The 11,557-nt window shown below is 77.9% G+C and carries 10 protein-coding genes; 7 read left to right on the top strand and 3 right to left on the bottom strand.

The window, feature by feature from the left end; genetic code table 11:
- The first annotated feature begins 477 nt into the window (after positions 1–477).
- The 5 genes from pdhA (at position 478) to LO771_RS19545 (ending at position 5,858) form a co-directional block, all read left to right on the top strand.
- Positions 478–1,413, top strand: coding sequence for a pyruvate dehydrogenase (acetyl-transferring) E1 component subunit alpha (gene pdhA / locus LO771_RS19565; protein WP_230654270.1), 936 nt, complete (start codon positions 478–480; stop codon positions 1,411–1,413).
- Positions 1,414–1,502: 89 nt separating this feature from the next.
- On the top strand, positions 1,503–2,483 hold the full coding sequence (locus tag LO771_RS19560) for an alpha-ketoacid dehydrogenase subunit beta (RefSeq protein ID WP_230654239.1): 981 nt from the start codon (positions 1,503–1,505) through the stop codon (positions 2,481–2,483).
- Positions 2,476–4,182, top strand: a complete 1,707-nt coding sequence (locus tag LO771_RS19555) for a dihydrolipoamide acetyltransferase family protein (protein ID WP_230654237.1) — start codon at positions 2,476–2,478, stop codon at positions 4,180–4,182. Before LO771_RS19560 ends, LO771_RS19555 begins: the two co-directional genes overlap by 8 nt.
- Before the next feature lie 2 nt (positions 4,183–4,184).
- Positions 4,185–4,430, top strand: coding sequence for an acyl carrier protein (locus LO771_RS19550; RefSeq protein WP_230654235.1), 246 nt, complete (start codon positions 4,185–4,187; stop codon positions 4,428–4,430).
- An 84-nt stretch (positions 4,431–4,514) separates the two neighbouring features.
- On the top strand, positions 4,515–5,858 hold the full coding sequence (locus LO771_RS19545) for a nicotinate phosphoribosyltransferase (RefSeq protein WP_230654233.1): 1,344 nt from the start codon (positions 4,515–4,517) through the stop codon (positions 5,856–5,858).
- Between the two features lie 120 nt (positions 5,859–5,978).
- Here LO771_RS19545 and LO771_RS19540 read toward each other — a convergent pair whose 3' ends face one another.
- Entirely contained in the window at positions 5,979–6,584 is a 606-nt protein-coding gene (locus tag LO771_RS19540) for a TIGR03086 family metal-binding protein (RefSeq protein WP_230654231.1), read from the bottom strand.
- Positions 6,585–6,756: 172 nt separating this feature from the next.
- On the bottom strand, positions 6,757–7,410 hold the full coding sequence (locus LO771_RS19535) for a GAP family protein (protein WP_230654229.1): 654 nt from the start codon (positions 7,408–7,410) through the stop codon (positions 6,757–6,759).
- 428 nt (positions 7,411–7,838) lie between these two features.
- Here LO771_RS19535 and LO771_RS19530 point away from each other — a divergent pair, with 428 nt between their 5' ends.
- Positions 7,839–8,507 (top strand): C39 family peptidase, encoded by a 669-nt coding sequence (locus tag LO771_RS19530; protein WP_230654227.1) that lies wholly within the window; start codon positions 7,839–7,841, stop codon positions 8,505–8,507.
- A 138-nt stretch (positions 8,508–8,645) separates the two neighbouring features.
- Here LO771_RS19530 and LO771_RS19525 read toward each other — a convergent pair whose 3' ends face one another.
- Complete coding sequence (locus tag LO771_RS19525) at positions 8,646–9,845, bottom strand: S53 family peptidase (RefSeq protein ID WP_230654226.1); 1,200 nt, start codon at positions 9,843–9,845, stop codon at positions 8,646–8,648.
- 797 nt (positions 9,846–10,642) lie between these two features.
- Between LO771_RS19525 and LO771_RS19520 the strand changes: the two genes are divergently transcribed.
- Complete coding sequence (locus LO771_RS19520) at positions 10,643–11,488, top strand: slipin family protein (RefSeq protein WP_230654224.1); 846 nt, start codon at positions 10,643–10,645, stop codon at positions 11,486–11,488.
- Positions 11,489–11,557: the final 69 nt, after the last annotated feature.

Below are 11,557 nucleotides of genomic sequence, written 5' to 3'. Positions count from 1 at the left end.
GCCGGAGGCGCGGGGGGCGCCGGAGGCGCGGGGGGCGCCGGAGGCGCGGGGGGCGCCGGAGGCGCGGGGGGCGCCGGAGGCGCGGGGGGCGCCGGAGGCGCGGGGGGCGCCGGAGGCGCGGGGGGCGGAGGACGGGACGGGTGCGGGGAGTGCGGGAGGCGCGGGAGGCGCGGGGAGCACGGGCGCTGCGGGGGGAGCGGTGCCTGCGGGGGACGCCGGGTCCGCGCACCCGCCGTCCGGGGAGGCGGCGCCGTGAGCCCGCGCCGGGCGGCTGCGGCCGCCGCCGGGGTGCGGGGGGCCGCCGGGGTGCGGGACGAGGCCGTGCAGGTCCATGAGCGGGCGGCGCGGGGACGGACCGTACAGCGGGAGCAGGGCGTGCAGCGGGAGCAGGCCGTGCAGGAGCAGGCGGTACAGGAGCGGGCCGCCCCGGACGGGGGCGGCGGCCGGGCGGCGCACCGGCGGGACCTGCTGCGGCGGATGCTGCTGGTCCGGCGCTTCGAGGAGCGCTGCGTCGAGCTGTACAGCGCGGGCGAGGTCCGCGGCTTCGTCCACCTCTGCATCGGCGAGGAGGCCGTGCCGGTGGGCGTGCTGGAGGCCCTGACCAGCGACGACGCGGTGGTCTCCACCTACCGGGAGCACGGCCACGCCCTGGCCCGCGGCATCCCCGCCGAGTCCGTCATGGCCGAGATGCTGGGCCGGGTGACGGGCTGCAGCCGGGGACGCGGCGGCTCCATGCACCTGTTCGACGCCTCCCGGCGCTTCTACGGCGGCCACGCCATCGTGGCGGGCGGCCTTCCGGTGGCGGCGGGGCTGGCCCTGGCCGACCGGATGCGCGGGGACGAACGGGTGACGTGCTGCTTCTTCGGCGACGGCGCCATGGCCGAGGGCGAGTTCCACGAGACCGCGAACCTCGCCGCGCTGTGGGGCCTGCCGCTGGTGCTGGCCTGCGAGAACAACCTGTACGCGATGGGCACGCCGCTGGCCCGCGAGCACGCCGTCACCGACCTGGCGCTGCGGGCCGCCTCCTACGGCATGGCGGCGTGGCCGGTCGACGGCATGGACGTGCTGGCGGTGGAGAAGGCGGCGCGGCGCGCGGCGGGGGCCGTCCGGGCAGGCGGCGGGCCGCACTTCCTGGAGCTGCGGACCTACCGGTTCCGGGCGCACTCGATGTACGACCCCGACCGGTACCGGGAGCGGAGCGAGATCGAGCGGTGGAAGGCCCGGGACCCGCTGCGGGTCCTCGGCGACCGCATGCGGGCGGAGGACGGCTTCGGCGACGAGGACCTGGACGCGCTGGAGCGGGACGTCGCCGCCGAGCTGGACCGGGCCGTGGAGCGGGCGCGGGCCGCCGGCGAGGAGCCGGTGGAGGACCTGCTGCGGTTCGTCACCGGCCCGCCCCGGGAGGGGCCGTGACCGCGGCCGCCCCGGACCGCACCGGCCCGCCGGCGCCCGCCCGGACGGCGGCGGGACGGCCGGGCGCGGGCCGGCCGGCCGAGGCGCCCGTGACGACGTACCGGGAGGCGCTGCGCGAGGGCCTGCGCGAGGCCCTGGCCGGGGACGAACGGGTCTTCCTCATGGGCGAGGACGTGGGCCTCTACGGCGGCGCCTTCGGCGTGAGCCTCGGCCTGGTCGAGGAGTTCGGCCCGGAGCGGGTGCGGGACACGCCGCTGTCGGAGTCGGCGTTCGTCGGCGCCGGCATCGGCGCCGCCCTCGCCGGGATGCGGCCGGTCGTCGAGGTGATGACGGTCAACTTCAGCCTCCTCGCCCTGGACCAGGTCGTGAACAACGCGGCGGCGCTGCTCCACATGTCGGGCGGCCAGCTCGCCGTGCCGCTGGTGCTGCGGATGACGACGGGCGCCGGCCGGCAGCTCGCCGCGCAGCACTCGCACAGCCTGGAGGGCTGGTACGCGCACATCCCCGGCATCCGGGTGCTGGCCCCCGCCACCCTGGAGGACGCCCGGCACATGCTCGCCCCCGCCCTCGCCGACCCGGACCCGGTGGTCCTCTTCGAGCACGGCTCCCTCTACAACGCCTCCGGTCCGCTGGCGCCCGACGCCGGCCCGGTGGACCTGGACAGCGCGGCCGTGCGGCGCGCCGGGACCGACGTCACCCTCGTCACGTACGGCGGCTCGCTGGGCAAGGCGCTGGAGGCCGCCGAGCGGCTCTCGGCCGACGACGGCATCGAGGCGGAGGTGGTCGACCTGCGCACGCTGCGGCCGCTGGACGACGCGACCGTCCTCGGCTCGGTGCGGCGCACCCACCGCGCCGTGGTCGTGGACGAGGGCTGGCGCACCGGCGGGCTCTCCGCCGAGGTCGCCGCCCGCATCGCCGAGCAGGCCTTCTACGACCTCGACGCGCGGGTGCGGCGGGTCTGCGGCGCGGAGGTGCCCGTCCCGTACGCGCGGCAGCTGGAGGAGGCGGCGCTCCCGCAGGCCGCCGGGATCGCGGCGGCGGCGCGCGAGGCGGTCGGGCGGGATGGGTGAGTTCCGGATGCCCGCGCTGGGCGCCGACATGACGGAGGGCACGGTCGCGGAGTGGCTGGTCGGGCCGGGCGACCGGGTGCGGCGCGGCGACCTCGTGGCGGTGGTGGACACCGCCAAGGCGGCGATCGAGGTGGAGTGCTTCGAGAGCGGGGTGGTGGAGCGGCTGCTGGTGCCGGCCGGGGAGACGGTGGCGGTCGGCACGCCGCTGGCCGTGATCGGCGCGAGCCCGGGTGCGGGCGGCGCCGGAGGCACGGGGGCGGGCGGAGGGGCCGGCCGGGAGGCGGAGCGGGCCGGGGGCGGGAGGGCGGCCCCGGCAGGGCCGCTGGTGCGGCACCTCGCCGAACAGGCGGGCCTGGACCTGGCGGAGGTCCGCGGATCGGGTCCCGGCGGGCGGGTCACCCGCGCCGACGTCGCGCACCTGACGGCACACGGCCCGGGGACGGGCGGACCCGCCCCGGGCGGGGGGACCGGCGCCGCTCCCGGAGCGGCCGTACCGGCGCCCCCGCCCCGGGCCGCGCCGGAACCCCCGCCGGAACCCGCACCTCCCGAGCCCCCGGCACCGGAGGGCCCGGCCCGCACCACCGTCCGGCCCGCCGCCGGGCCCCGCGCCGGAGCACGGACCGGGCCCCGTGCCGGAGCACGGACCGGAGCCCGGGCTGCCGCACCCCGGACACCCCCGCCCCCGGCGGCAGGGGCACCGACCGCCGCCGCCGGTGCCGCAGCCCCGGCCGGACCCGCCGCGCGCGTCCGGGTGACGCCGCTGGCGCGGCGCACGGCGGCGGAGCTGGGGGTGGACCCCGCCCGGCTCCGCGGCACGGGCGAGGACGGCGCCGTACGCGCCGCCGACGTGCGCCGCGCCGCCGCCCGGCAGGCACGCCCGGAGCGGCGCGCACCGGCCGGTCCGGGCGCACCCGGCGGGGCCGGAGCCGGACAGCTCCCGGCGGGACAGCTCCCGGTCGGGCGGGCCGGGGCAGGACGGCCCCGGCCGGAGGCCCCGGCCCGCAGGGCGCACGCGGCGCAGGACGCGGCCGCCCGCGAGGAGGCGATGCGGCAGGCCGTCGGCGACCTGATGAGCCGGTCGAAGCGGGAGATCCCCCACTACTACCTCTCCACCACCGTCGACCTCGCCGCAGCGACGGCCTGGATGCGCCGCCGCAACCGCGAACTGCCGGTCGGCGAGCGGCTGGTCCCCGCCGCGCTGCTGCTCAAGGCCGCCGCGCTCGCAGCCCGCGAGGTGCCGCGGCTCAACGGCTTCTGGACGGACGGGCGCTTCGTCCCCGCACCCGACGTCCACCTGGGCGTCGCGGTGGCGCTGCGCGGCGGCGGCCTGGTCGCCCCGGCGATCCACGGCGCCGCCGACATGACGGTCCCCCAGCTCATGGCGGCCCTGCGCGACCTGGCCGCCCGGACCCGCACCGGGCGGCTGCGCCGCAGCGAGACCACGGACGCCACCCTCACCGTGACCAGCCTCGGCGACCAGGGCGTCGAGGCCGTCCTCGGCGTCATCCACCCGCCCCAGGTGGCCCTGGTGGGCTTCGGCCGGGTCGCGGAGCGGCCCTGGGCGGCCGACGGCATGCTCGGTGTCCGCCCGGTCGTCACGGCGACCCTCTCCGCCGACCACCGGGCGAGCGACGGGGCGACCGGGGCCCGCTACCTCACCGCACTCGACCGCCTGCTGCAGCGACCGGAGGAGTTGTAGACGTGACCCGCGACCAGGCCCTCGCCGCCGTCCGGGAGGCGCTCACCGAGATCGTCCCCGACGCCGACCTCGACACGATCGGACCCGACACCCCGCTGCGCGACGCGCTGGAGCTGGACTCGCTCGACTTCCTGAACCTCGTCGAGCGCCTCTCCGACCGCACCGGCTGCCGGATCGAGGAGGACGACTACCCGGAACTGGCCACCCTGTCCCGCGGCGCGGACCTGCTCGCCGCCCGCGCGGCCTGACGGCCGCGGGGACCGGGCGGCCCGGCAGCAGGACGATCCGGCAGCAGGACGATCCGGCGGTCCCGCCGGGACGAGGAGGCGACGGTGTCCGAGGCACGCACCACCGACCTGTACGAGGTGACCATGGCCCACGCCTACCTGCGGGAGGGCATGACCGGGCGGGCGGTCTTCAGCCTCTTCGTCCGCGGCCTGCCGCCGCAGCGCGGCTTCCTGGTGGCCGCGGGCCTGCCCGGGGTGCTGGACTTCCTGGAGCGGATGCGGGTGGACGAGGAGGACGTGGCGGCGTTCGCGGCGCTGCTGGGCCGCCCGGCGGCGGACCTGGCCGGCCTGCTGGGGATGCGCTTCACCGGGGAGGTGCGGGCCGTCCCCGAGGGGCGGCTGGTGTTCGCGGGCGAGCCGCTGCTGGAGGTGACCGCGCCGCTGCCGGAGGCGCAGCTGGTGGAGACGTACCTGCTGAACCAGGTCAGCCACCAGACGGCCGTCGCCTCCAAGGCGGCGCGGTGCGTGCTCGCGGCGGCGGGCCGTCCGCTGGTGGACTTCTCGCTGCGCCGCACCCACGGGCCGCAGGCGGGAGACCAGGCGGCCCGGCTGGGCGCCCTGGTGGGCTTCGCCGGGACGAGCAACGTCGCCGCGGCCGCCGCGTACGGGCTGCGGGCCGTGGGGACGATGGCGCACTCGTTCGTGGAGGCGTTCCCCGACGAGGAGGCGGCGTTCCGGGCCTTCGCCCGCGCGCACCCCGGCCCGGTGACGTTCCTGGTCGACACGTACGACACCGAGGAGGGCACGGAGGCCGCCGCCCGGGTCCTGCGGGAGCTGGAGCGGCCGCCCGGGTGCGCGGTGCGGCTGGACAGCGGGGACCTGGGGGCGCTGGCGTTCCGCGCCCGCCGCATCCTGGACGCGGCGGGCCTGCGGGACGTCGGCATCACCGCCAGCGGCGGCCTGGACGAGCGGGAGGTGGACCGGCTGGTCCGCTCGGGCGCTCCGATCGACGTCTTCGCGGTCGGCACCCGGGTCGGGGTGTCGGCGGACGCGCCCTCTCTGGACAGCGCGTACAAGCTGGTCGCCCTGGAGGGCCGGGGGGTGATGAAGCTGTCCTCGGCGAAGGTGACCTCGCCCGGCGCCAAGCAGGTGTTCCGCCGCCCCGGCCGGCCCGACCTGGTGGCGCTGCGCGGCGAGCCGCCGCCCCCGGGCGGGGTGCCGCTGCTGGAGACGGTGATGGCCGGCGGGCGCCGCACCGCCCCGGACCCCTCGCTCCGGGAGTCCCGCGAGGCGTTCGAGGCCGACCTCGCCGCCCTGCCGCCGGACGCCCGCCGCATCGACGACCCGGTGCCGCCCGGCACGGAGGCCTCCCCGGCGCTGCTGGCCCTCACCGCCCGCACCCGCGACCGGATCACCGCCCGCATCCTGGGCGGCCTCCACCCGGCGTGACGGGCCGTCCGGCCCCGCCCGCGCGCGCCGTCGGGCCCTTCCGGGGGACACCCGGCGCGGGGTGTGCCGGCCGCGACGGTGAGGCACGCCAGGAGGAGCACGATGCCGCCCCGGGGCCCCCTACTCCGGCGGGCTCCAGGAGGGGGCGCGCCCGCTGAGGGCGATCAGGCGGTCGAGCGGCGGGGCGTCCCGCGGGACGGGGACGGCCGGGCCGAAGACCCCCGCCCGACCGGCCTCCCGCCCCGGTCCGGCGGACTGCGACACGAACCACAGCGCCGCGTCCAGGGCCGGCCGGTCGCAGGCGAACGGCTGCCCGCTCGCGCGTGCGACGTCCCAGCCGTGGACGACGAGTTCGCCGAGGGCCACCCTGCCCGCGACCGCGCCGGGCAGGTCGACGCCGCCGACCCGGGTCGTCCCCTCCCAGGCCGCCGGGCTCCGCCACGCCTCGGCGAGGGCGGCGAGCCGCTCCCGGGTGCGGGTGCGCCAGTCGGGCCCCAACCGGGCGGCGTCGCCCGTGCCCCCGCGGGCGGTGGCCTCCCCCCTGTCCTTGGCGGCCGCGGCGGTGAAGGCCAGGGCAAGCCCGCCGACGTGGTCGGCCAGGTCGCCGAGGGTGTACTCCTCGCACGGTGTCGGCCGTGCGAGCTGTCCGTCGGCGACGCCGTCCAGCAGGTCCGCCATCCGGAGGGCCGCAGGCCCGAGGTCGGTCATCCCGGTCGTCTCCGTCATCCCGCCGTCCTTGAGGTGTGCCGGTGCGTGGTGCGGTCACCCGGGCAGACCGCCCGCACACCCGGAACTCATCGCCGGACCGGCGCCTCGTCACGGGGCCCGTACCCCGTCCGGCGGCCGAGGAGGCCGGCGCCGCCGTCGCACCGCGGACCCGTCCGCCCGCCCGGTCCGGTCACAGCGCGGCGAGGCCCTCGGCGGTCAGGACGGCGCCGACGACCGCCAGGACCAGCGCCGTGACGGCGGCGTTGTGGGTCTCCAGCCAGTCCTTCGCCCTACCCAGCGGACCGAGCACGCGGTCCCCGACGAGGGTGTGGAGCAGCAGCGGGAGGGCGACGGTGGCGGCGGCGACCGCGGTGAGGACGGCCAGGGCGGCGGCACTCCCCGCAGGGGTGAGGTCGGCCGAGCCGATCGTGAGCCCCCCTGCCGCCGCCAGGAGCAGGACCTTCGGGTTGGCCGCCGACAGCAGCAGCCCCAGCCGCAGGGCCCGGGCAGGGGTGGTGTCCGCGAGGGACCGCACCCAGGCCGGCGTCTCCTTCCCGCCCCGGGCGCGCCACTGCCGCGCACCGAGGACGACCAGGAGCAGGCCGAGGGCCGTCTTGGTCCAGGCGGCCCAGGTGGGCGTCCCCTCGTACAGCTCGACGACGGAGGCCAGGACGGCGGCCACGCCCGCCGCCACGGCGATCCCGGCCGCCCAGCCGGCCAGGAAGGCGGCACCGGTCGCCCTCGGACGGGGGGTGAACAGCAGGAGGATCGCCGGGACGACGGGGAACGGCGACAGGGCGATCGCCAGCGCGAGCGGCATCACCTCGCCGATCACCACGCCCACTGGTCAACCCCTGCATCCGCCGCCCGGCCGTTCCGCCGACGTTAACGCGGCAGCCCGGGCACCGCTCCCCGACGCACCCGCCCGGCCGACACCCTCGCCCTTCCCGCCCGTGCCGCCGCCCGGCGCGGAGCAGCCCCGGCACCCCCCTCCGGCAGGAACGGCGTCCCGGCGGGCCCGGACCGCCCCGCCGGCAGGAGGCTCCGGCCGCGTCGGCGGCGGCCCGCTCCCGGGCAGGGGCACGGGGCCGGGCGGGCCTGCGTCCCGGGCCGCCGCGGTCCGCCACGCGGCGGCGGGCAGGCCTGCGTCCCGCCGCCGCGTCGGGGCGGGCGGCAGGGCCCTCGAACGCGTGCACACCCGGGCGGGTGCGCAGCGGGTGCCCGGCCCTCTTTGTGCTCGTAGCGTCGTCGGAGGTGACGAGGAGGACGCGGATGAGGAGAACCCGGACGTGGATGCTCGCCGCCGCCGCGGCGTGCGCGGTGCTGCCGGCCGGCGCCGGGACCGCCGCGGCGGGCGGCGGGGCCGCCGTGCCCTGGTACCGCCAGCAGCTGCGCAACGACTGCGAGGCCGCCGCCCTGCGGATGGTGCTGGCCGCGCGCGGGCACCACGTCGGCGACCGGGCGGTCCTGGCCCGCATCGGGGTGGACCGGGCGCACCCCCGGTTCGGGCGGTCCGGCCCGCTGTCCGGGGACCCGTTCCGCGCCTTCGTCGGCGACCCGGACGGCTCGGAGCTCGCGGGGACCGGCTTCGGCGTGTACGCCCCGCCCGTGGCGGCGGCGGCCCGCTCCTTCGGGCTCGACGTCGTCGCCGCCGGGCAGGGCGTCGGCCTCGGACGGCTCCGCACCGAGGTCTCCCGCGGCCATCCGGCCGTGGTCTGGGTCGACTACCTCTGGCGCCGCGTGCGGACGCGCCCCTACACGGCGTACGACGGCCGCCGCGTGCCCTACGCGGGCCCGGCCGAGCACACCGTCGTGGTCACCGGCTTCTCCGGCGGGCGGGTGACCGTCAACGACCCGGCCCGCGGGCGCTACTCGGTGGGTGAGGCCGCCTTCGGCGCGGGCTACGCCACGTACGGGGACATGGCCGTGGTCGTCCGCTGACGCGCGGCAGCGCCCGCCGGGCCGATCGCGGGGCCCGCCGGGCCGATCGCGGGGCCGGGCGGGAAGCGCGGGGCCGGGCCGGAGGGCGGACGCCCTCCGGCCCGGCGGTGGTGCGGTGCCCGACGGGAGCGGTCGGCGTCAGAAGGCGCCGACGCCGTTGGGGGTGCCCAGGCCGGTGGGGCCGTCCCAGCCGGCGCGGGCGTTGCACCACTGGGAGGTCGGGCAGGTGCCGTTGCTCCCGGAGGTGACGTCCCACAGCGAGGAGGAGTGGGTGTAGGGGTAGTTGTTGTCGATCGAGGAGGTGTTGCCGGCCAGCGCGTACACCGAGGCGATCACCGGGGAGGAGACGCTGGTGCCACCGAAGACCAGCCAGCCGGAGCGGCCCTGGTAGGACGTGCTGTCGTACACCGCGACGCCGGTGGCGGGGTCGGCGACGGCGGAGACGTCGGCCTCGGCGCGCATGGAGCAGCCGGTGCCGAAGGAGGCGGCGGCGCTGAGGGCGGCGTTGTAGCTGGAGCAGCCGCTGCCCGCGCCGCTCCAGGCGGTCTCGGTCCAGCCGCGGGCGTTGGAGGCGCTCGTGAGCGAGGTGCCGCCGACGGCGGTCACGTAGTGGGAGGAGGCGGGGTACCCGGCGCCGTAGCCGCTGTCGCCGGAGCTGGCGGTCAGGGCGATGCCGGGGTGGTTGTAGTAGGCGCCGTAGCTGGAGTCCGCGGCGTCGGAGCCGCTGTAGCTGTTGCTGATCGCCACCACGCCCGGGGTCGCGGCCGCGCGGTTCACCGCGGCGCCCAGGTCGGCGAAGGAGGCCGACTTCGCCTCCACCAGGAGGATGTGGCAGTTGGGGCAGACCGCCGAGACCATGTCGATGTCGAGCGAGATCTCCTGCGCCCAGCCGCCGTTGGTGCGGGGGTAGTGGGTTCCGCCGTTCTGGTCGATCTTCTTGAAGCAGCCGTTGGCGGTGGTGCAGGCGGGCAGCCCGTACTGGCTGCGGTAGACGCCGAGGTCGGCCTCCGCGGTGGGGTCGTCGTAGGCGTCGACGATGGCCACGGTCCGGCCGGCGCCCGCCGTGGAGGAGGGCAGGTTGTAGGCCGACTGGAGGCTGGAGGGGCCGTAGCCCGAGGGGGTGGCGTTCGGTGACGCCTTGCGCAGCGGCGCGATGTCCGTGCGGACGATCGCGTTGCAGGAGGCCGCACCGGCCTGGGCGGTGGCGCAGGAGTGGGCGGTCGCCTGGGCGGGCAGCGTCGCGGCGTTCGAGGCCGTGGCGGCGGGTCCGAGGAGGGCGAGCGGGATCGCCGTCAGCGCCGCGGTCCCTATGCCGAACAGCCGTGCGCGCAGGTGCATGTGACTCTCCTTGGGGAGTGGAGATCCAGCGGTTGCGCCAGCGTGACGGATGTCACGTCCACGGCAAAGGCGTGAGAGGTTAAAGGTTTTTGAAAGCCCGTGAACTGCTCCTGCTTTCCCGTCCCTTCTCGCCATTTCCCGTCATTTTCCGCGACGTCGCACGGAGCGTCCCGCTCTGCCGCACCGTGCGGCGCGTTGCCGTACCCGGCGGGAATTCCGCGGAGAACCGGAGGGACAGGGCGAGGAATTCGGACGAACCCGCACCTGCGGTTCTTGTCGCACCTTTTCCGGCGCCGCTCCCGGGGGCCGGGGGCGGCCTCCCGCGGCACCGGCGCCGCCGCCCGTGAGCGGCGTGCCGGGACGCCGCGGCGTGCGCGGCGTCCCGGGCGGGGCCGTCCCGGAAGGGACGGCCGGGCGGGGCCCGGGCGGGGCGGGCGCGCTCCCGGTCAGCGGGCGTCCCCGCATCCGGGGGCCGGTACGCGGCCGCGGTGTGCCGCCCGGCGCCGCACGGCCGTGCGGGAGGGCGCGGCGGGAGGACGCGGCGGGAGGGTGGGCGGCCGGGGCGGGATCGGGGGCTGTTCGGCCCTGTCCCGCGGGCCCGCGCCGAGCGAGGGTGGACGTAGCGGCAGGACCCGCGGCCCACGGAGCGCCCGGCGCCCGCGGAGGCGGGCGTGCGGACGCCGCAGGGGACCGCGGGAGGGCCGAACGGCGGGAGCACGCCGCACCGGCGCCCCGCCGGCACATGTCCCGGGACCACGGGCAGGGGCGACGCGGTCCTCACCCCGAGGAGCAACGCCATGGGTGTCCTGATCTTCCTTCTCGTCGTCGTGGTCCTGCTGGTCCTGGTGTTCCTGGCCATGGCCGTGAAGATCGTCAAGCAGTACGAGCGGGGCGTGCTGTTCCGGTTCGGCCGGCTGGCCGGGGAGCGCGCCCCGGGGCTGCGGATCATCATCCCGTTCGTCGACGTCCTGCACCGGGTGTCGCTGCGGATCGTCACGATGCCGATCCAGTCCCAGGGCATCATCACGCGGGACAACGTGAGCGTGGACGTCTCCGCGGTCGCCTACTTCCGGGTGGCGGACGCCGTGAAGTCGGTCGTCGCGATCGACAACGTGAACGCGGCCATCAACCAGATCGCCCAGACCACCCTGCGCAAGGTCGTCGGCCGGCACACGCTCGACGAGACCCTGTCCGCCACGGACCGCATCAACCTGGACATCCGCGGGATCCTCGACGTGACGACCGCCGAGTGGGGCGTCGAGGTCACCCTGGTCGAGCTCAAGGACATCCAGCTGCCCGACAGCATGAAGCGCGCGATGGCGCGCCAGGCCGAGGCCGAGCGGGAGAAGCGGGCAAAGATCATCAATGCTCAGGGCGAGTCCCTGGCCGCCGCGGCGCTGGGCGACGCGTCGGACACGATGATGGCCCACCCCCTCGCGCTCCAGCTCCGCAATCTGCAGAGCCTGGTGGAGATCGCCGTGGACAAGAACAGCACCGTCGTCTTCCCCGCCCCGCTGATGAGCACCATCGGCGAGCTGGGCTCCTTCCTGGCCCGGGAGGCGGCGGCGGCCTCGGCCCGGCGGGACACCGGCGCCGCGGCCGTCCCCGGCCCGGTGCCGAACGGGGTCGGGGCGCCCGTCTGACCGCAGCCGCGCCGGCCGCGGCCGACCGGCGGCGCACCCCACGCCCGGTGCGGCGGGGGGACCGGTGCG

The sequence above is a fragment of the Streptacidiphilus sp. ASG 303 genome, assembly GCF_020991365.1.
Lineage (GTDB): Bacteria > Actinomycetota > Actinomycetes > Streptomycetales > Streptomycetaceae > Peterkaempfera.
The sequence above is the reverse complement of the archived record's forward strand: the minus strand, read 5'-3'. Positions and strand labels throughout refer to the sequence as shown.

What these genes read in the sequence shown, in the direction of transcription:
- pdhA (WP_230654270.1), top strand. Translation starts at nt 478, where the DNA reads ATGCTGCTGGTCCGGCGCTTCGAGGAGCGCTGCGTCGAGCTGTACAGC.
- LO771_RS19555 (WP_230654237.1), top strand. Translation starts at nt 2,476, where the DNA reads ATGGGTGAGTTCCGGATGCCCGCGCTGGGCGCCGACATGACGGAGGGC.
- LO771_RS19540 (WP_230654231.1), bottom strand. Translation starts at nt 6,584, where the DNA reads ATGACGGAGACGACCGGGATGACCGACCTCGGGCCTGCGGCCCTCCGG.
- LO771_RS19530 (WP_230654227.1), top strand. Translation starts at nt 7,839, where the DNA reads ATGAGGAGAACCCGGACGTGGATGCTCGCCGCCGCCGCGGCGTGCGCG.
- LO771_RS19525 (WP_230654226.1), bottom strand. Translation starts at nt 9,845, where the DNA reads ATGCACCTGCGCGCACGGCTGTTCGGCATAGGGACCGCGGCGCTGACG.
- LO771_RS19520 (WP_230654224.1), top strand. Translation starts at nt 10,643, where the DNA reads ATGGGTGTCCTGATCTTCCTTCTCGTCGTCGTGGTCCTGCTGGTCCTG.